Raw genomic sequence first — 21,569 nt, forward strand, 5'->3', positions numbered from 1 at the left:
ATTAGTTTGCCATCAATTGGATTTAAATGATTAATCAAAAGAATAAGGATAAATTATGGATATGAAAAACTCAATTATGAATCACCAGGAACATATCGAAAAAATCAATGAAGCCAATAAGTTTTTTCACACCGATGAAGCTTACTTTAATATAGAAAATACAGAAAAATACAATGAAAAAGATGGTTTAGTGCAATTCATTGTAGCAACACAATTATCTGATCAAAAAGATGTCTTAGAAAAAACCAATAGCTTAAGTCAGACATTGATTGCCTTGTCCTCCATCGTCACTAATTATGTAAATAAATATGCAGAAAAGTATGGAGAGCAATATAAGACAGATATGGAATTCTGGAGTAAAGCAGTCAGCAAACTACCTTTAATGGGAACTAGTAAAGTTGAATCTAAAAACTACACAGACTCATTAAATGGTCTAAGCATCTCAAAAAGTTTCCTTCATTTTATTATGAATGTTGTTGTATTTGAAAATACAGATATGCTGACAGATTTCTCCCATTTTCTTACAAAACAAGGGGAAACAATTCGTTTAGGTATACGGAAAAACAAAGGTTTCTATTCTACTGTAACACTGGCTATTGCCATAGATACCCTAATTATAGGAGAGAAGACCGTGTATATTCCTAAACTGAAGCTTTATCAAATTAATTTTGATAGCAATAACTCAAACTTTTTATCAAGTTGTGCTTCTAATGAAAATGTCAATATTGATTTCAGATATTCATCTTTAATATCGGTCTTTGACTATGAAGCTCTCGATCATCCTGACGTTAAAGCCAGTTTTGATAATTTCATTAATAAGCAGAGAAAAACATCAATAGAAGATTCAGATAATTTCTTCAGTGGTGAATTTGACTCGCTCTGATAAATAAACTCCGGGAGATAATGGCAATCATTATCTCCCTCACTATTTTATTACACAATTGGTAACTTGATATCTTTAAACATTGCTTCGATATCTTCATTTGAACGTAAAGCAACTGCCTGATCAACGACATCACGTGTCAAGTGAGGCGCAAAGCGCCACATAAAATCATACATATAGCTGCGCAAGAAACTACTACGACGAAAACCTATCTTAGTTGTGCTGTAGCCAAATTTATCACGCATATCAATGCAAACAAGATCTTTATCCTGCATCGGATCAACGGCCATGCTAGCAATAACCCCCACACCTAATCCCAATCGGACATACGTTTTAATAACGTCAGCATCAGTAGCAGTAAAAACAATTTTAGGTTTTAAGCACACTTTATCGAATGCAACATCTAACTCAGAACGGCCAGTAAAACCAAATGTATAAGTGACCAATTGATATTCAGCTAATTCTTCAATTGAAACGTTCGCTTTACCCGCCAACGGATGATCTGGTGTAACAACTAATGTCCTATTCCAATGGTAGCAGGGCAACATTATCAGATCTTCGTACAAATGCAGCGCTTCAGTTGCGATAGCGAAATCAGCACTGCCTTTGCACACCGCTTCAGCAATTTGCGTTGGTGATCCCTGATGCATATGCAAAGAAACCTGCGGATAACGTTCAATAAAGCCTTTAATCACCGGAGGTAATGCATAACGAGCCTGTGTGTGGGTGGTAGCAATATATAGAGAGCCACGATTCGGATAAGTATGTTCACTAGCAACTGACCGGATTGCATCAATTTTAGACAATACTTCACGGGAAATTCGGACAACCTCTTCACCTGCGGGAGTAACATGCGTCAGGTGTTTACCACTACGGGAAAAAATCTGAATACCTAATTCATCTTCAAGCATCCTAACTTGCTTACTGATCCCTGGTTGAGACGTATACAGCCCTTCAGCTGTAGATGAAACATTAAGGTTGTGGTTTACCACCTCCACAATATAACGAAGTTGTTGTAATTTCATATAAGTACCATCCCAGAATAAACGCTGTGAACAATTATGACTTAAAGCTTAGCCTGATATTGCTGTTTGCTATTTATTATAACTAATAGAAATAATTTTATCGTCGCATATAACCACTATAACACGATTATATATTTATATAACGAATAATTGAAAAATCATAATGAAAGTTATAGCCGTATTTCAATTCAAACATTTTAAAATTCTGTAGATAGACGAAAAAAGCCAACCTAACAAGGTTGGCTAATAGAAAAAAATGACTTCCTTTTGAGAAAAAAGAGTATTAATTCTCTCAATAATTGTTACTTTTTATCTTTCTCAATCCATTTTCCATCAACATAGAACACGCTCCACCCTGTTGCCTTGCCATTTTTCTCTGAAGCAGCATATTGCTGTTTAGTTTTACGACTGAAACGGATAACTGTCTTATTACCTTCAGCATCGGCCACAGGCGCGTCAGCCAGATAACGCAGTTTTTCCGGCAAGCGGTCTTTAAAACGAGCCAGCTCTTCTACCAATGGTGCTCTCGTTTCCCTAGATTTAGGGAAAGTATTAGCAGCTAAAAATACCCCTGCCGCGCCATCACGCAATACAAAATATGCGTCAGACTTTTCACAAGGCAGCTCTGGTAATGGAACGGGATCTTCTTTTGGTGGAGCAACTTCCCCACTACGCAGGATCTTACGGGTATTTTTACAACTTTCGTTGGTACATCCCATATATTTACCAAAACGCCCCATTTTCAGGTGCATTTCAGAACTACATTTATCACATTCAATAATCGGGCCGTCATACCCTTTAATGCGAAACTCACCTTCTTCCACTTCGTAACCATCACAGGCAGGGTTATTACCACAGACATGTAATTTACGTTGGTTATCGATGAGATAACTGTCCATTGCTGTGCCGCATTTTTTACAACGACGACGAGCACGCAATGCGTTTGTTTCCGCCTCATCCCCTTCCAAAATGTTGAGAATTTCATTTTCAGGAATAAGGTTGATCGTCTGTTTGCAACGTTCCTTCGGTGATAGTGCATAACCAGAACAACCCAAGAAAACACCTGTAGTTGCAGTTCTAATTCCCATAGGGCGATTGCAGGTCGGACACGCAATGGAAGTTATCACCATAGGATTAGGCCGCATCCCCCCAGCTTCTGGGTCTTTATTTGCGACTTCTAGCTGTTCACTGAAATCAGTGAAAAACTCATCCAAGACTCCTTTCCATTCAGCTTTATTGCTTGCAACCTGATCAAGCTGATCTTCCATCCGTGCGGTAAAATCATAACTCATCAGCTCGTTAAAATTTTCTTCCAGCCGATCAGTAACAATCTCACCCATTTTCTCCGAGTAAAAGCGACGGCTTTCCACTCGAACATAACCACGATCTTGAATCGTAGAGATAATCGAAGCATAGGTAGATGGACGACCAATACCACGCTTTTCCAACTCCTTAACCAAAGATGCCTCACTATAACGTGCTGGTGGTTTGGTAAAGTGCTGGCTTGGAATCAATTGTTGTAAGTCAAGTTCAGTGCCAACCTCAACAACAGGTAACGTGTGATCTTCATCACCTTTACGCAGCACTGGCATTACTTTTGTCCAACCGTCAAAACGTAATGTACGGCCTTTGGCTCGCAACTCAAAATCGCCAGCCTGTACAGTCAGCGTTGTGGAGTCATATTTTGCCGGCGTCATCTGACAAGCAACAAACTGACGCCAGATAAGCTGATAGAGCTTTTGTGCATCTGCATCCATATCTTTCAGTTGCTCAGCCATGACATCAACACTGGAAGGACGAATCGCTTCGTGCGCTTCTTGTGAATTTTCTTTACTACTGTAAGTATTCGCTGTCTTCGGTAGGTATTTGTCACCAAAGTTATCACTGATATAACCACGAACCATATCCAGCGCATCCTGACTCAGGTTAGTTGAGTCAGTACGCATATAAGTAATATATCCGGCCTCATACAAACGCTGAGCCATCATCATGGTCTTTTTAACACCAAACCCTAAACGCGTACTGGCAGCTTGCTGCAATGTTGATGTGATAAACGGTGCACCTGGTTTACTGGATGTTGGGCGATCTTCACGATCAATAACCTGATAGCGGGCTTTTTCCAGTAAAGATACGGCAGCCTGAGTTTGTTCACTATTAACGGGCTTAAACGGTTTACCCCGTTCATGCGTCACTTCCATATGCAGCGAAATTTCACCTTTCGCCAGCAAATCAGCATGTAACTGCCAATATTCTTCTGGTACAAACGCTTTAATTTCACGCTCTCTTTCAACAACAAGACGCACGGCTACGGATTGCACACGACCAGCAGAAAGCCCCCTTGCAACTTTTTTCCACAATAGTGGAGAAACCATATAACCAACCACCCGATCCATAAAACGGCGGGCTTGTTGGGCATTTATCCGGTCAATATTCAACTCACCCGGTTTATCAAATGCCTGTTTGATTGCGTTTTTAGTAATTTCATTAAAAACAACCCGGCTAAAACGATCACTGTCACCACCAATCACCTCCCGCAAGTGCCATGCAATGGCTTCTCCTTCACGGTCAAGATCCGTTGCGAGATAAACATGATCTGCTTTTTCAGCCAGTGATTTCAGTTCTGCCACAACCTTTTCTTTGCCTGGCAAAATCTGATAATCAGCTTCCCAACCGTGGTAAGGATCAACCCCCATACGGCTGACTAATGCCGATTTCTCATCTTTTTTGACCTTCTTCTTAGACTTATCGGTAGATGAGCTTGAACTCTTTTGGCTGGCTGAACCGCTGGTCGGCAAATCACGGATATGACCAACGCTGGACTTCACCACGTAGTCACTTCCCAGATATTTATTGATTGTTTTGGCTTTTGCCGGGGACTCCACTATTACAAGAGCTTTACCCATAGTTATCTTTACCTAATTGTCTTTTCAGATGGCGGAACTCACAGCGCCATATCACGGTATTTAAAACCTCTTTTTATATTGCGATAGATTCTCAATATATCAACTTATTTTTATTCAGCTGATTTGCCTGAACTCGGAATACGTTGAATTATCTAAGGTATTTTAGATACCGCCCATGGACTATGCAAATGAATCAAGCGATCATCGTAAACAAAATCTTCCATTTGCATTACGAAAAGTCCACACTCTACCTGATAAAAAATGATGCGCAACAAATTATTTTTGACAAGGGCAGACAAACGACACCGATTAAACACGAACGATTATTCGAAGAAACCAACTATATTATCTGCCAACATGAGGATTTAATGCATGGTATGAGTGCAAACAGTGCGAAGTAAAAAGGAGAAATATTAGTGTTCGGTAGTAAATTTTTTCCGAATGAAAATGGTTTTCCTGCAACCAAAAACCCAGCTGTTTTTAATATGTTCAAACAGCTGGTACTAACCCTGTCAGGACAATATCATCTCGAAATTAACAATAAAAACTTATCGAGCAACAAACAGGCAGATATATGAAAGTCATATAAGAATATATCTGCCAGGTATATATACCCAATAGATTTCAAGTTGCATCGCGGCGGCAAGGGAGCGAATCCCCAGAAGCATAGATAACTATGTGACTGCGGTAAGTGAACGCAGCCAACAAATTTTGAAAGAAAAAAGCTATCTGGTTTTTCAGGGAAATGACATCGTAACAATAAACGGAAAATGCGGATCTGCCTGCTCAATCAGAACATTAATCAGACAAATTATTGGAAATAATATCAAGGCGCCTTTAAGTGCCGAGGTAAAACACCATTTGAAGTACGCCAAGATACTATTATTCATCAAAACAGAGGTTTTTCCCCTCTTTGCCACCAGCGTAATAACAACTTATCAATACTTTCCATTGTGCTGCTGGTAAAACGCTCTACTATGCGCTTACGACGTGAATAACTGACACCAATCACTTCACAATTATCTATTTGAGCAATTAACAAATCATCACTGACACCAATTTCATCAATCAATTCTTTCTCTTTCGCCTGAGTGCCATACCAATATTCGCCTGTAGCCACATTTTCCACATCAAGTAATGGACGGTGTAGATGAATAAATTCTTTGAACAATTGGTGAGTCTGGTTCAGATCTTCCTGAAATTTTTTCCGGCCTTGCTCAGTATTTTCACCCAAAAAAGTCAGTGTACGTTTATATTCCCCTGCCGTATGCAGTTCTACATCAATATCATTCTTCTTCAATAGCTTGTGAATATTGGGAATCTGAGCGACTACCCCAATAGAACCAATAATGGCAAATGGTGCAGCGATAATGCGATCAGCAACACAAGCCATCATATAACCCCCACTGGCGGCAACTTTATCCACCGCAACAGTTAAACGAATCCCCTTCTGACGCAAACGAGCAAGCTGGGAAGCAGCAAGCCCATAGCCATGAACCATTCCACCTGGGCTTTCAAGACGCAATAATACTTCATCTTTTGCATCAGCAACGGCCAAAATTGCACTAATCTCTTCACGTAATGAATCGACCTCATGCGCATCTATACTGCCTTTAAAATCCAGCACATAGAGACAAGGTTTCTGCAACCTTTTCTGACCTGCTTTAACTTCACTCTTCTTCTGCTTAGATTTGAACTTTTGCTGCTTATTAAACTCTTTCTGCCATATTTTTCTCTCAGCTTCTGTCATACGAGCTCGCTGCATTTGACGCTGTTTATCCCGGTACATCTCACCAAGATCGGTTAGTTTCAATTCTCCTTTTGGCGAGGATTTACGCATTCCTATACCAATACCAAATATAGCCAGAACAATCACAGCCAACACCAGCGTTACCACTTTGGCTAAAAACAACCCATAAAGAGATAAATACTCCACAAATCCACCTTTTTATTCACAACATATGATAATCAATATTACTTATTCTAACCAAAAACACACACCAGCGCCTTCAATGTTTCACCGTTTATCTCCTGAACAATCGGCCTTGACGAATTTGACTCAGCATATAAGTTTCTGTTTTGATAACCAGAGTTACCTCTGACAGCAACAAACTGCCCCATCAATAACAGGAAATCTTCAAATGTTACATTACCAACCCAAACATGACCTCCTGCAGCAACGTATTATTCTGGTTACAGGCGCCGGAGACGGTATTGGTCGTGAAGTGGCGTTGACTTATGCCCGTTATGGCGCGAAAGTAATTTTGCTTGGCAGAACTACACATAAACTGGAAGCCGTCAAAAAAGAAATCGAACAAGCAGGCGGAGCCACCGCAACTATCTACACCCTGGATCTACTCACGGTCACAGCCGAAGAATGCAAAGAATTTGCTGACGATTTAGCAAAATATTATCCACGTCTGGATGGTGTTTTGCATAATGCCGGATTACTGGGCGCTGTCGCCCCAATGGCAGAACAGCCAGTTCAGCTATGGCACGATGTTATGCAAGTCAACGTCAATGCGACTTTCATGTTGACTCAGACGTTGCTTCCACTGTTACTGAAATCCCCCGACAGCTCACTCATTTTTACCAGTTCCAGTGTTGGCCGAGAAGGTCGCAGTGGTTGGGGGGCTTATTCCGCATCTAAATTTGCAACCGAAGGCATGATGCAAGTTCTGGCAGCAGAATATAAAAACAGTTCCCTACGCGTTAACTGCATCAATCCCGGTGGAACACGCACAAATATGCGAGCCAAGGCATTCCCTAACGAAAACTCTGCTAAACTGAAAACTCCAGCAGAGATTATGCCGCTGTACCTCTATTTAATGGGCGGCGACAGTCTGCATAAAACAGGCATCAGTTTTGATGCACAACCCGGACGCAAAGCAGGACCAGCCGAATAATGACAATAAACGACGACCAGCACCAAAAAAGGCAACAACGCCTGAAAGAAAAAGTAGATTCCCGCATTGAAGCTGCACAGCTGGAACGGGGGATCCTCATCATTTTTACTGGCAACGGTAAAGGTAAAACCACTGCGGCTTTTGGCACTGTCACCCGTGCGGTCGGTCATGGTCAGCATGCCGGTGTTATCCAATTTATAAAAGGCAAATGGGAGAATGGTGAAAAAAATCTACTGGAACAGCATGGTGTAAATTTCCATGTTATGGCAACCGGTTTTACCTGGGAGACCCAAAGCCGGGAAACGGACACTATCGCCTGCCATCAGGTATGGCAGCACGCGCTGGAGATGTTATCTGATCCTAATTTGGATCTGGTTGTACTGGATGAACTGACATATATGGTGAGTTATGGCTATCTTCCTCTCGAAGATGTGATAACCGCCCTAAACCACCGACCAGAGCACCAATCCGTCATTATTACTGGCCGCGGCTGTCATCGTGAATTATTGGAAATGGCAGATACCGTCACAGAAATGCGCCCGGTAAAACATGCTTTTGATGCTGGTATTAAGGCACAAAAAGGCATCGACTGGTAAGAAAAAGGCCCCGTTATTACACAAGGCCCACAGGAATGGCAATTAACCAGAAATAGAAATTAACGACCTTTTTGTGCAGTTGTACGACCTGCATTCTGGCGGGAACTACCCGGACGTTTCCCTGCCGATGGGCGAGATGCCACTTGAGCATGACGTTTAACCGCACGGCGGATCTGGTTAGCTTTCATACGGCGTTGATCACGTTCAACTGCCACTTTAGAAACCGTCTCTTCGTGCAAGCCAACTAATTGACGCAGATAGTTAGTTTGTTCCAGACCAAGCTCTACCCAGCCTCCACGAGGTAAACCTTTTGGCAAACCAATATCACCATAACGCACACGAATAAGACGACTGACCTGCACACCAACAGCTTCCCAAAGACGACGAACTTCGCGGTTACGTCCTTCTGTCAGCGTCACATTGTACCATTGGTTAATCCCCTCACCGCCTTTAAACGCGACGGTGCGGAATGCTGCTGGACCATCTTCCAATTGGATACCTTTAGCGAGTTGCTTCAATTTGGCATCATCAACTTCACCAAAAACACGGACAGCATACTCACGTTCCACTTCACGGCTTGGATGCATTAAACGATTCGCTAACTCTCCATCCGTAGTAAATAGCAACAAACCACAGGTGTTTACATCCAGGCGGCCCACCGCTATCCAACGGGAACCGAGTAACTTAGGCAAACGATCAAAAACGGTTGGCCGTCCTTCTGGATCGTGACGAGTACAAAGTTCACCTTCTGGTTTATAATACGCCAGAACACGGCAAATCGCTTTTTGTGATTCTTTGATATTTAATATCCGACCATCAAAGCGGATTTTTGTCCCGGGCTGTACTTCAATACGATCACCTAAAGTCGCAATCTTACCGTCAACACTGACGCGCCCTTGTTGAATATAACCTTCAATTTCGCGACGAGAACCGTGGCCGGAACGCGCGAGAATTTTCTGTAACTTTTCAGATTTTTGTGTCTTACCGCTCATTGAGCAACCTCTATTGTCGCCTTCACAGGCGTCGTGTTATATATCAATCAATACGTCACGATAAAATATTCTCATAACTAACTGATTTAAATGCATTTTATAACATATACCTGTTATCTTTCAAGTTGCCTCTTTGTTGGCTGCACTCACTCACCCCAGTCACATCGTTATCTATGCTCCTGGGGATTCGCTCCCTTGCCGTCGCGATGCATCTTGAAATCTATTGTGGGTATAGAATGTCAGAAAACAGGTCATACACTCTAGTTCGAGCCGGCCATTCTACACCAATTTTAGAGTCAATGATTCTAATAAATCACTCAGTCCGCTAAATTCGCCGTAAGAACACAAACATATTATTGTGACAATCGGTTGGACATGATTACCTAATATATAAATAGCCATCCATTCAAAAGATAAGAAAATTCCTAAATGCGATAAAATATTAAAACCAAGATAAAACCACATGATAGTTTTATTTATTCAGTCATAATAATTCAAAATAATAATATACTCGTCATCTTTCAAGTTGCTTCTTTGTTGGCTGCACTCACTCACCCCAGTCACATCGTTATCTATGCTCCTGGGGATTCGCTCCCTTGCCGCCGTGATGCATCTTGAAATCTATTGGGTATAACCATTTCGATTAAATTAAAAACCTAAAATATGAAGCCTATGTATAATACACAGACTTCATATAGACCCTGAAAATAATTACTGCTTAACTCATAAAAATGGAGTGATATCCCCTACACCTTCACGTATTACAACCGGCGTATCATTAGTTAAATCAATGACAGTTGTAGGTTGCTGCCCTAAATAACCCCCGTGAATAATCAGATCAACCCGTTTTCCCAAATTATCTTTAATTTCTTCAGGATCAGATTCAGCAAAATCATTGCCCGGCAAAATCAGGCTAGTGGACATCAATGGTTCACCCACTTGTTCAAGCAGCGCCAAAGCAATGGGATTAGATGGAACACGTAACCCGATGGTTTTCCGCTTATCATTCATCAAACGACGAGGAACTTCTTTCGTCGCCCGCAAAATAAACGTGTAATTACCCGGCGTATTGTTCTTAATCAAACGAAAAGCCGAATTATCGACATAAGCATAGGTCGATATTTCTGACAAATCCCGGCACATTAAAGTGAAATTATGATGATTGTCTAACTGGCGGATACGACATATCCGAGTCATTGCATCTTTATCTTCCAGATGGCAACCAATCGCATAACCGGAATCTGTTGGATAAACAACTACCCCACCCTTTTTAAGCACATCCACACTTTGCCCTATTAAACGCGGCTGCGGATTATCAGGATGAATATAAAAAAACTGGCTCATAAATTACCTCTTAATTTTATGCAGCCACTACAGTGACCAGTTGCGCCATATTGGTACCACATCACCGGGTAACCACAATTTACGCCCTAACTCTATCCATGCACAAGGCTGGTGAAAATCAGAACCTAACGATGCCATCAAATCATATTCCCGTGACAATTGGCCGAGATATTGCCGCTCGTTAGGCGCCTGCTGGCACTGTGCAACTTCCATCGCATCACCACCATGCTGCTTAAACCAGACGATCAACCGTTTCAACCACTTAGTAGATAAATCATACCGCCCTGGATGCGCAATGACTGCCTGCCCGCCTGATTGATGAATGGCATCAATAGCGCGTTCAATTGTACACCATTGCGGTGGAACGTATCCGATTTTTCCCTTCGCCAAATATTTCTTAAATACTTTCGCCATCGTTGGCTCTTTACCGATTTCGATTAAATAGCGGGCAAAATGGCCGCGTGTCACTTGTCCACCACTCGCTAATTGGCTTGCCCTTGCCCAGGCATCGGGAATACCTACCTTTGCCAGTCTGCGACCTATTTCAATTCCCCGTTCTTTCCTGAGTTCAGATTGTTTATCAAGTAATTCAATCATTGCATCTGACTGAATATCAATATTCAATCCCACAATGTGAATCTCCATATTTTGCCACAAAGTCGATATCTCAACGCCTGATATGAGTTTTAACGGCAAATTATGTTGGCTGATATGTTCATGAGCTAACGGAATAGCGTCCGTCGTATCATGATCAGTCACGGCCAATACATTAACGCCCATTGCCACTGCCCTTTCGACCAACTCCGATGGTGAAAGTGAACCATCCGATACAGTCGTATGGCTATGCAGATCATAAATTGTTACTAACTCAGTGGCTGAATTTGTCATTATCTCTTTCTCTGCCTGAATAAATTTGGGACATATGAGACGATAGCTTAACGGTAAATAACCGTGCTTTACATCAAAAACAAATAAATCTATTTAAAATCAATTAAATAATTAAAAACAAGAATTAAATCTATACCCAATAGATTTCAAGATGCATCGCGACGGCAAGGGAGCGAATCCCCAGGAGCATAGATAACGATGTGACTGGGGTGAGTGAGTACAACCAACAAAGAGGCAACTTGAAAGATAACAGGTATACACAATAAGACACTAATTTCACGCTAACTAGGTCAATAATAACAGATAAGCCGACAGAGACAGGAAAAGTGCAATGATGGGTTTCAATGTTGAAAGTAAGCCGGAGTTGATTCCGGCTTTCAATTTAAGCATTAAAAAAAGGACTAATCAGAATTCTTCTTTATTTCGCCAATAGATTTCAAATAATAGGGCTTACCCGGATTATAAAGTGGCCCCATATCGATAATCTCATCATTAGATTTAGCAATATACCCCATCCCTTCTCTGGCCGCATTCGCCAATAAACCACAATCCTGATCGCCTGACCAAGAAAATATACCGCCCAGTTTATTCTTAGTGACATATTCCGCTTTCTGCTTCACCGTGCGCGGCGTATCTAATGAAATAAAGTGCCCTTCTTTTTCACTAAATAAGAAATCGGCATCGGCATTGGTATCCGTCATTAACACAAAGCCGCTTTTTCCGGTAGCAAGAGTATGTTCAGTATCCAGATAATTATTAACAATATCAAAGAATTCAGGTGAACCTTTTTCCATTGTTCCTAATGCATTGCCAGTTTTATCATATTCTCGGTTCTCAAGATTTGCTCCTTTACCTGCACGTCCATAGTTAGCATAGCCTAAATGAATCTTTTCCAAAGGTATGCCAAGCTCCTGATATAAATAATTGATAGCAACTTCCGCAGATAAATCAGACGCATCTGATGGATCAGGATCTTTTGGTGAATAAAGATTAGTATGATGGCCGATATAAGGCGCCCATCCGGTACCAAAATAGTCGTAACTCATTAAATAAATATTATCCAGACCATTCTTGACTAATTCAGCAATATTAGAGGTTTTTAATTTCGCTTTTACACCACTACAAGCAATGGAAATCTCTTTTCTATCCTCTCGTCCAAATCGGCTATCCAAAGATTCACGTAATTCTTTAATTAACAGAGCGTAATGTTCTCCATCTTTATCACTAATAACATTACCATCCTCACCCGGGCTTCCGGGATATTCCCAGTCAATATCAACACAACTGAACATAGGAAAACGCTCAAAAAAATCAACAATACTGTCAACAAAAACACGACGCAGTGCCGCATCAGCCGCCATCACGGAGAAATAACCAGACATACTCCAACCACCAATACTAAAAGCTAATTCAAGTTTATGGCCAACTAAACGCGCCGTTTTTTGTAATTCGCGCAATCCACCTAATAAACCAGAAGCTCTCTTTTGCTGATAATAAGGTAAAAATGTTCCCGGACCGATATCAGTATTAGCACTTTCTTCCGGTAATCCCACATTACGGGCTGTCCCTAAATCACCATAGGGATCAAGAGGAACAATATGACCTTCTGTAATTTTGATTTCACTCTGGCTATTCCAGCCATCGGCAACTTCTTTGATCTTATCCCCTTTTACACCAGTATCACCGTAAATACCCAAGAAGCTGAATATTAATTTATCATAGGCAACTACATTGATCGTGCTTAAATCAAATCCTCTTCCCCGCTTATCAGCTTCTTCATTTTTACCATCTAAGCGCGCATCATATTGGCACCAATCAGTAATATAAGCAGAAAGTTTTGGTCTGGATTTATCGCTTTCATATTCATTAAACATCGGACGACAAACACGCGTCGCAGTATAAGAAAGGTTGCCCGCTGAACCATCAGGTTTAAAATTAACATCCGGTCTTTCATAGGTTTGTTCTGTAATCGTATCCTGCTGCAAAACCGGTGAAGGAATATCTTCAGTTGGATTAACACTTCCATCTGTAGGATTTCCGTGCTGCTTTATTTCGTCTTCCGTTGCCGGACGAATATATTTCCAGGCATTGTGCGGCGCTCCATCTTTAGATGATGGATCGGGAACATGCCAGCGTTCAACCCAATAGGTATTGGTATAAACACCACTATTAAAAATAACATTAAAAACTTGCCCACCGGCCTGATTTTTCCATGCAGTTAATGGTTCACCAATAATATCACTTACGTCGGACATGGATTTCGATGAGGTATAAGTATATTTGTTTACCATTTATAAACTCCAATGCGATTTATTATTTAGCCTCCTCATGGATAGAAGAGGCTAATTTAAATGTTAATGATAACGAGTAAGCATTTTAGATTCAGATCACTGATTCATTTAGTGCTTAACTCCCGTCATGACAAATCTGGATTTTCCTTACTCAATAATGCCTTAACAGCCGAGCTAAATGATGCAGGCCCTTCTTGCGCGGTATATCGAATCTGAAGAATCACATCGGTCAGACTTTCTAAATCTTGCGAGGTATTGGTAAATTGGAAATTCCAACTCGAGCCTACCCCCACTCCCTCAAAGGGTAAGAAACGTTCATCATCGAAATTAAGTGTAAACATTCCGCTGTCATTAATACCTGTAGATAAAGCAATTTGTTGATTTGGCTGGATGCTGCGGACCGTATAAGGGGTTTCCGCACGCGTTCCCTCTTTCAACATCTTTTCAACGGTTTTAAGATCGGCTTTTGTTGTATAACTACTCACACCCGACAAACTTAATTTAGCACAGATATCTTCATAAGGACCAATTAACATAGGTAGCGTAACTGAAACTGATTTAATCCGCCGATTAAATAATCCCGTATAATCAGGAACGAAATGTTTAGTTTCATCCAAATTAAACGTAATTTGATTATGCGATTTCAAGGCTTGGAGTTTTGTATTCCACTCCTCACCCAATAAAGATTTAAGAGAAATCGTTTTGATAATTTCCAATTTACGTGAATTTTGCTCAACATAAGTACGTTCCATACGTTGCAAAGCTAATTTCAAATTCTCACCGACCAACAATCCTTGGTAGAGATCATTCCAGCTCGCACCATCAATAAAATTCTGCTCGCCTAGCCCAAGCTCATACTGTAAAGAAGCTTGTGCAGATAAACACAACGATGAAACAGCATCATAAGCCTGCAAATAAAGGCTTGAGATCTGGCTAATCATCCAGGTATATAAACTTTCATTAGTAAAACGGCTGGAGAAATAAGCTAATAGTGCCTGAGATTGCTGCTGCTGCGCTTCAACTTGTGCCAAACGCTTACGTGCTGCACTCACTTGCAACTGCTGAATATTAATTTGTTGATCAATAGACTTTACTTCCCATTCAGCCTGTTTATATTGCAGTTCCCACTCCTGTCGGCGGCGGCGATAAGATTCAGAAACACTGAGACTTTCAGCTTTAGTGCTATCAGATTGATGTTTCAAGGTTGCTATTTCAGCCACCGCATTCAAAGCCGCTCCCCAACGCGAGCCACCAACAGCCAATCCATAAATATTGGGAACTAAATCCAATGCCGCCGCTGCCGTTCTTGAGACTTGTGAAGCCAACAATGCAGAAGACGCCTGAGATTGTAATTCAATCACCTGCTGCTCCGTTGACGAAATATTTTCATCATAAAGGCTTTTATAATGCTCGTACCGCTCCTGAGCAGACTGTTTACTGACTTGCAACGCATCGAGACTGGCCTGGTTAATATTGATATCTTGTTGCTGGAGGTCAACAGCAAAACGGTAGAGATCATTATTCTGAACCATCTGAAATGATTCAAAACTCAGATTATCTTTCCGTTCCAACAAGCTTAGCAGCGTGCCACCAAATTGTATCAATGTATCGACGCCCGATTTCGCTCGCGCCAACATTGGTTCAAAACGATAATTTGGCACTCTGAAATTCATTCTGCTGGCATTTCTGGCAGCAACAACCCGTTGATAACGCTGATCCATTAATCCACGGGGAGAAATTTTCGAATCATAAAGATCCATAGAAATTTCTTTACCATCCAGCGTTAAATTGTGCCGTAAATTGTAAATTCGGTTCTCTATTCTATCCCACAGGGTTGTTAACTCTTCATTGATAGGTTTCATAAAGAGATCATTATCCAGCGCACGAATGGTTTTATCATGAACCACCGGGGTATAAGGCAAAGGGTAACTTATCATCTCCAATGCACGTACCGCGCTAGTCTTCTTATATGATGCATCCTCAAGGGTTATTGGCTGCCAGGAACTGGCTAACTGGAGATCAGGACGTGCACCTAATAATGAACTTGCCGTTGCATAGCTCAGACGCGCCAACGTTTTGGCCGCAGGTTGTAGCTTGCGATATTCCATATCACCTTGATCGATAACATTTCTAACGTAGAAGTTAAAAATAGCTTTACGATAATGAATAGGTTCACTGGCAGAAATTGCATCAGGATCAGCCGGTTCTACCAGACTACGTAATCTTTTAGGCTCGTCAATTATCGGGCGACTATTCCAATAACGTGGCTTATCCTGTTTCAACGCCGGTTCATCATCACTTTCAAAAGGATTAAAAATAAACTTAATCCAGCGGCTGGCTTCCTCATAACGTTGTTCCACATTAAACCGCCAGGCCACCATAAATGGCATATGGAAGAATAATTCCCAAAAATAAATACCATTTGCTCCTTTGAGATCGATAGGTTTTGAAACACTACCGGCAATCGGCTCTTCATGAATATTTTGCGTTTCCCAACTGAGAACTTTATCCAGTTTTTGACTCGCCTTACTAATTAATTCTTTCGCAAACAAGGTATTTAAACGAATTGCCTTGTCAGAATACCAACTTTCTAATGGTTCCTCTGGTTGCTCTTCTTTTGGAAATTGCAAATACTGAGTTTGTTTAGTCTGCTTAATTTGAACCTTGTCTCGGAGCAATTTACCTACACTGAGTTTAGTTTTAATTTTACCAGCAATATCTCCAGTTTCTGACGGCAAACTAAAACCCGTCACAACTGTTATGTCACTTTTATCACAACGGTTCAATGTGACACTCAGCTTTGGATCATAATTTTCTGGAGTAAGTTTTTTATACTCAAGCCAACAGCGTTCACCTTTGCTATCTTCCAGCCAAATACAATAAAGGATATTCTTACTTCTACTAAAATCATATTTATACGTTGAAGTGGACGTAAGATACATATTCAATGTCCCGTCAACATAAGTCGCATCCAGCTTGAAATCGTCTATTTTACCCAGTTGTCCTTCAAATGTTGGTGGTTCGGCTATCGGCCACTTCATATTATTATTAACGGGATAAAGAACCAATTGCTTATATTCATCCGGCCCGCCATTTAAAGGCTCCCGGAAATAGAACCAGACTAAAGCAGCACCATATGCATCCAAATCAGACAACTTTTCTGAAGTGGATTTGGGCAAATCCGTTGCTTCCATTAATAAGTTGTCACAAACGTAGGTGAAAACTTCATCATAATCGTACGGTGTTCCCTGATCCGTCCCTTTCAAGCGCACAAATGCGACCAACGCTAAACGTTCAACGTCCCCGGTACGATCGAGAACCGCAATTAATTCTTTCATTGCGTGATCGAGCAAATCTTCACGAACGGTAGTCCCGGTACTCCAGGTACCATCAAACGCTAAATGAGCCAAGTTAAGCCTGGTACGATACTTAATAATATTATCATTTTGTTTTTCTTCAGATACTTCAAACCAACTAATATATAACCGGTTATTGAGGATAATTGGACGAACAATACCGTTATACGCATTTTCTAAAGGAACATTAATCAGCTTCCACTCACTCCATGCGGTAGGATAAAGTTCATCAGTCTGGTTATTACGCTGTTTGGCATCTAAAGTTCGCCAAAAATAACGGTAAGGTTGAGTGCGTGTTTTAGCAATGAAATAGATCTTATCATCAGCAATATCAATACCATCTTCATAGCCAGCAATAACCTCTAAGTTACTGACCTCTTCGAAGTTATTCAAATATCCTAATATCGCTTTCTGCGCAACATCATCGGTGAGCTTGCCTTGATTAAGTGCGCTTTCAAGTTGGAAAAAGAATTCCGTTTTGGTTAAGCGTAATGTAGGATCAACATAGATTTCCGGGTAAATAGCCAGTTGTTGATTGGCCGCCCAATAACCATAACGATTAGCAAACTCCTGCCAATTATCTGCTTCTTCCTGAGTCATCGATAAACCTGACTCTAAATTCAAAACAATACGGTTAATATATTGTTGTACAGATTGAGTAACATGTGCGACACGGGCTGTCTTTACTTTAGAAGAAACCTGAGTATCTAACAATAAAAAATCATACAAGTCATCAACGTCTTTAATTCTTTCACGCTGAGATTGAAAAGCGGTATCATGCGGAACAATCTGACCAAGATAAAAGTCAACTAATGCATCACGCAAACTTTCCTGTAATTTTGCTTCAATTAAATTAGACATTCTCATTATCTCCTTGCGCTTTTAATGCAGCCATTACCGCTTCACCGATGCTTTGGAAAGCTTCAAAATCTGAATTAACGTTAAGTACGCCAGCACCTAATAAAGGCTCAACGGATAAATTGGTTTTCACAGAAAGTTGTTGTAACCTTCGTATCCAATCTATTTGAGATAAGGTCATCGCACGTTTTTTTTCTAACCCTGCTTTTTCACAAGCAAGATAAATCTCATCAGGGTCCCAATCTAAAATTTCAGCCAGCAATTGCGCACATTTATAATGCGTATCATCCTCTTCCGTCTTCGATAAAGTTTCACTGTTAGCGAAAGTAAAATATTCCTGAATCTTATCTTCATTCTGTTTCGCATTTTCCAGTAAATCTTGATAGCGATTCAACAGGAAAATTTCATCTAACGACAATGATATTTTTGTTGTTTCATCTATATTTAGTCCAAGCCATCTAGGACTTGTCAGGCGCAATAGCAATAAATTATTACCTATACTTAACGCACTAATTAATTGAGTGTAAACTAACAATCTATAGGTCAAATCCAGAAAATCTGTTTTAATATCTTCCACTTTTTCTGGCGTATTATCTAATACTAGTTTCAGAACTGAATAGACACCGCTTCCTAACCAGCGCAGTTGTAGTGTAACAATATCTCTTGATACCCCATATTCACCTGCAATAGCGCTAGATAATAGACTCTCTTGTGCGGTTTTAGCTTGCAGTATGATCTGCACGACGATATTAATTTGATTGTTATCTGGACTTATATTCTTCTCATTTAAAATATCTTCAATCTTTTTCCGCAAAGATTCTTCATCTGTTTTTCCCCATATCAATGGAATATCTTTGATTAAACCGTTATCCTTATCGAAAACGCCATTTTCATCTGACAGAATACCCCACCAATCTATATTATTTATTTCTTGCCGACTAAAATCAGACTGTTGTAAACGCACATTATCAGTAAGACCGTCAGAAATTCCTTTATAAAAGGTTAACATGCCACTTGTTGGCACCACTGGAAGCTGAGTTTTACCTAATAATAAGGAAAGTTTGATCGGTGTCAGTTTTGTTTTAGTCAACCAAGAAGTCAAAACTTCCATTTGAGCAATAACACTGAGGATGTCATTCTTCTCTCCTAAAGCCGGTATCTTTGCCAGATATTCGTTTTTATCCGTTAAAATATCCGCCAGAATCAATCCGTCTTCCGCAGAATAACCAAACAATCGTGGAATTGTTACCAGACGATAAAGTCTGGATACGACATCAAGATTACGCACTAATTTGCCAGAAGGAAGCTTCAATGCATTCTCAACAACAGGCGCAATCACTTGAAATGTGGATAAAGAAATCGCTAATCCAGCACACAATTGTTTAACGGTTTTCGCACCTTCTCCTTGATTCTCTTTATAGTTAAATTCTTTCCCATCCAGAATTAAAGGTTGGTCAAAAAGTTTAGATCGATTAAACAGTTGATCAAAAAATGGAATATTATTGCTGACAGCAAATGGTGTAACCTGATATATCCATCCGGCAAACACCTCCGGTAATACTTTATATTGTGTCGATAAATGGCGGAATAGACCTAATGCTCTCAATGTATTATTAGAGATAGTCAGATCAGTATTTTTAGTTTCAGCTTTTATTGCTGAAACTATTAATAAATCAAGCTGATGATAAGGTAACGCTAACCACCGCTGTAAACGAATAAAGCGGTTCATTCGATCATAACGAAAATTAGAAACTGCATCTATTTCGCGTCCATTATCCATTCTCACAATACTTAATGCATCTAACTGACCCGCATTGATATAAACACCACCATAATGATAAGGTGCTGGAAAGTGTTCTGATGTTTGGCCACTATCGAAAATAGGGTTAGAAAATACCACATTTGGCGAGACTAAAGGCCGAAAATCACCACTACTAAATAAGTGTTCGAGATCTGTCACTTTTGATCCTGTTTGTTGACCAAAAGACAGAACCCCTTTTAATTTCACACTGTCATCCGCAGAAATACCATAATTATCCTGGAAAAATTGTTCTGCTTCTGGCAATAATTTTGATTGTTCAGTGCCTTGTTTAGCAATAGCAAAACGGTAAGTCATGGTCAGGAAATTAACGCCTTCAATATCTACCGAAGTATTATTTGTGTTCTCTTTGGGTACCGCAGCATAAACTGTCATTTCACCAAAGAAAGGACCATTATCTAAATTACTAATTTCACTATTATCGCTTTCTACATAAGTTAACTTTAATTTCCTGCTGAATGGTGATGCATTATTAAATGGTTCCATCCTCGCTTTTACGCGATGATAGGTCAGAATATTTTCACCACGAAGTTTAATTTTTATCGTCTCTTTTGCTTTATTTTCACAAGTAATAACAATCTCATCATAGGCTTTATCAACATTATCACTTAACGATGTCGGACCAGTGACATTACCATCAGCGAGAATAATATAAGCATGTTTTGAAATATCACGCTCAGGAAATACTTCTGTTGTACTTGTACTAAAATAACTCTTAATAAGTTGTTCACGTGATAAAAAGTTTTGCACAAATGGACTTTTCTCTGCCAGTAAAGTCATTTGTTCTTTACTTAATTGAGTATAAGCAAATAAAACCTGATCACATTTTTCAGCTGAAATATGCCAGGGAAATTGCTGATCCACTTGCTGAATAATTGTACCTAATTCAGTCTCTTTTTCGGTTAAACCTTTATTGATCTGTTGAGACGGCAAATTATAAGGTAATATAAAGGGAAATCGGGTCTCGCCTAAAACCTGATTAACCGATTTTTCCGCCTGTCCTGTCTGATCAATATATTCTCTGGCACTTTTCGACAAAACATCATTCACAATAGATATTGCCGTGATTTCTTTATAAAGATTATCACTATTAAGTAATAGCTCAGGAATATCAGCACGCCTTTTCTCCAACCCCACGGCATTATTAGAGCCATCTAACTCTATTTGTTGTACAAATTTATAAAGATCAAGCAGGTAATTTACCGGGCTATCAAGGGCCTCAATAGCATTTGGCTGGCAGAAATTATCCCATGGCTCCGGAAATAAGTTGCTGTAATCAGGTAATTTTTCTTTTTCCTCTGGATTATTATTGCTATAAGAAAAATATCTTGCCTGATGGTTCGCTTTCTCTAATATTGCACCATCGTAATCTCTCAGTTGTTTTTGCCGATAACTTTGTACTAATTGATTCGCCGCACTCACAGCTTTATCAAAAATAACCTCAGCATGGCCTGATAGAGATTCATTATGGCGTTTAATAAATCTCTGCTTTGATACTTCAACAATATCAAAAATTGAGTGATATCCCAGACGCTGGAGTGTATTTACCAATGTGGCTGTAGCGCTATTTTTTTGCTGTACTGAATTTAACAACATATAACTTGATGGTGATTTTGGTAATTTTACCTCTGCCACCGCAGTTAATAATGGCGATACTTTTGTTATATCCTGTTTTTCACGAGAAATGCTTTTATATTTATCCATTGTA

At 40.2% G+C, this 21,569-nt stretch carries 12 protein-coding genes and 1 pseudogene; 4 read left to right on the plus strand and 9 right to left on the minus strand.

Annotation, left to right across the window (positions count from 1 at the left end; genetic code table 11):
* Window positions 1-55: 55 nt before the first annotated feature.
* Window positions 56-883 (plus strand): hypothetical protein, encoded by an 828-nt coding sequence (locus BO26_RS00540; RefSeq protein WP_036768079.1) that lies wholly within the window; start codon window positions 56-58, stop codon window positions 881-883.
* Window positions 884-933: 50 nt separating this feature from the next.
* On the opposite strand, the gene cysB is transcribed toward BO26_RS00540, so the two are convergent.
* Both cysB and topA read right to left on the minus strand, forming a co-directional pair.
* Entirely contained in the window at window positions 934-1,908 is a 975-nt protein-coding gene (cysB, locus tag BO26_RS00545; RefSeq protein WP_036768080.1) for an HTH-type transcriptional regulator CysB, read from the minus strand.
* 302 nt (window positions 1,909-2,210) lie between these two features.
* A complete protein-coding gene (gene topA, locus BO26_RS00550) occupies window positions 2,211-4,811 on the minus strand; it encodes a type I DNA topoisomerase (protein ID WP_036768081.1) in 2,601 nt (866 codons plus the stop codon).
* Window positions 4,812-4,999: 188 nt separating this feature from the next.
* On the opposite strand from topA, the pseudogene BO26_RS24760 reads away from it, so the two are divergent.
* Window positions 5,000-5,389: pseudogene (locus BO26_RS24760) on the plus strand (DUF2498 family protein).
* Window positions 5,390-5,700: 311 nt separating this feature from the next.
* Here BO26_RS24760 and sohB read toward each other — a convergent pair.
* A complete protein-coding gene (gene sohB / locus BO26_RS00560; protein ID WP_036768082.1) occupies window positions 5,701-6,747 on the minus strand; it encodes a protease SohB in 1,047 nt (348 codons plus the stop codon).
* Between the two features lie 205 nt (window positions 6,748-6,952).
* On the opposite strand from sohB, the gene BO26_RS00565 reads away from it, so the two are divergent.
* Complete coding sequence (locus BO26_RS00565; protein ID WP_036768083.1) at window positions 6,953-7,717, plus strand: YciK family oxidoreductase; 765 nt, start codon at window positions 6,953-6,955, stop codon at window positions 7,715-7,717.
* Complete coding sequence (gene cobO / locus BO26_RS00570) at window positions 7,717-8,313, plus strand: cob(I)yrinic acid a,c-diamide adenosyltransferase (protein ID WP_036768084.1); 597 nt, start codon at window positions 7,717-7,719, stop codon at window positions 8,311-8,313. The genes BO26_RS00565 and cobO overlap by 1 nt, the downstream gene beginning before the upstream one ends.
* A gap of 59 nt (window positions 8,314-8,372) precedes the next feature.
* Here the strand turns inward: cobO and rluB are convergent, their stop codons facing one another.
* From rluB to BO26_RS00600, 6 genes are all read right to left on the minus strand, one after another.
* Window positions 8,373-9,305 (minus strand): 23S rRNA pseudouridine(2605) synthase RluB, encoded by a 933-nt coding sequence (gene rluB, locus BO26_RS00575; protein WP_036768085.1) that lies wholly within the window; start codon window positions 9,303-9,305, stop codon window positions 8,373-8,375.
* A gap of 723 nt (window positions 9,306-10,028) precedes the next feature.
* Window positions 10,029-10,649: an L-threonylcarbamoyladenylate synthase gene (locus tag BO26_RS00580; protein WP_036768086.1), complete on the minus strand. Its 621-nt coding sequence runs from the start codon at window positions 10,647-10,649 to the stop codon at window positions 10,029-10,031.
* 27 nt (window positions 10,650-10,676) lie between these two features.
* On the minus strand, window positions 10,677-11,537 hold the full coding sequence (rnm, locus tag BO26_RS00585; protein WP_036768087.1) for an RNase RNM: 861 nt from the start codon (window positions 11,535-11,537) through the stop codon (window positions 10,677-10,679).
* 401 nt (window positions 11,538-11,938) lie between these two features.
* Complete coding sequence (locus tag BO26_RS00590) at window positions 11,939-13,828, minus strand: glycoside hydrolase family 18 protein (RefSeq protein WP_036768088.1); 1,890 nt, start codon at window positions 13,826-13,828, stop codon at window positions 11,939-11,941.
* Between the two features lie 125 nt (window positions 13,829-13,953).
* Window positions 13,954-18,045, minus strand: coding sequence for a Tc toxin subunit A-related protein (locus BO26_RS00595; protein ID WP_036768089.1), 4,092 nt, complete (start codon window positions 18,043-18,045; stop codon window positions 13,954-13,956).
* Window positions 18,038-21,565, minus strand: a complete 3,528-nt coding sequence (locus tag BO26_RS00600; RefSeq protein ID WP_036768090.1) for a Tc toxin subunit A — start codon at window positions 21,563-21,565, stop codon at window positions 18,038-18,040. The genes BO26_RS00595 and BO26_RS00600 overlap by 8 nt, the downstream gene beginning before the upstream one ends.
* Window positions 21,566-21,569 lie beyond the last annotated feature (4 nt).

This window comes from Photorhabdus australis DSM 17609, from assembly GCF_000711895.1.
In the GTDB taxonomy this organism is placed as follows: Bacteria; Pseudomonadota; Gammaproteobacteria; order Enterobacterales; family Enterobacteriaceae; genus Photorhabdus; species Photorhabdus australis.

Excerpts from the sequence above, each read along its gene's own strand:
- topA (WP_036768081.1), bottom strand. The coding sequence starts at position 4,811 with ATGGGTAAAGCTCTTGTAATAGTGGAGTCCCCGGCAAAAGCCAAAACA.
- BO26_RS00540 (WP_036768079.1), top strand. The coding sequence starts at position 56 with ATGGATATGAAAAACTCAATTATGAATCACCAGGAACATATCGAAAAA.
- cysB (WP_036768080.1), bottom strand. The coding sequence starts at position 1,908 with ATGAAATTACAACAACTTCGTTATATTGTGGAGGTGGTAAACCACAAC.
- rnm (WP_036768087.1), bottom strand. The coding sequence starts at position 11,537 with ATGACAAATTCAGCCACTGAGTTAGTAACAATTTATGATCTGCATAGC.
- BO26_RS00565 (WP_036768083.1), top strand. The coding sequence starts at position 6,953 with ATGTTACATTACCAACCCAAACATGACCTCCTGCAGCAACGTATTATT.
- BO26_RS00600 (WP_036768090.1), bottom strand. The coding sequence starts at position 21,565 with ATGGATAAATATAAAAGCATTTCTCGTGAAAAACAGGATATAACAAAA.
- rluB (WP_036768085.1), bottom strand. The coding sequence starts at position 9,305 with ATGAGCGGTAAGACACAAAAATCTGAAAAGTTACAGAAAATTCTCGCG.
- cobO (WP_036768084.1), top strand. The coding sequence starts at position 7,717 with ATGACAATAAACGACGACCAGCACCAAAAAAGGCAACAACGCCTGAAA.
- BO26_RS00595 (WP_036768089.1), bottom strand. The coding sequence starts at position 18,045 with ATGTCTAATTTAATTGAAGCAAAATTACAGGAAAGTTTGCGTGATGCA.
- BO26_RS00590 (WP_036768088.1), bottom strand. The coding sequence starts at position 13,828 with ATGGTAAACAAATATACTTATACCTCATCGAAATCCATGTCCGACGTA.
- BO26_RS00580 (WP_036768086.1), bottom strand. The coding sequence starts at position 10,649 with ATGAGCCAGTTTTTTTATATTCATCCTGATAATCCGCAGCCGCGTTTA.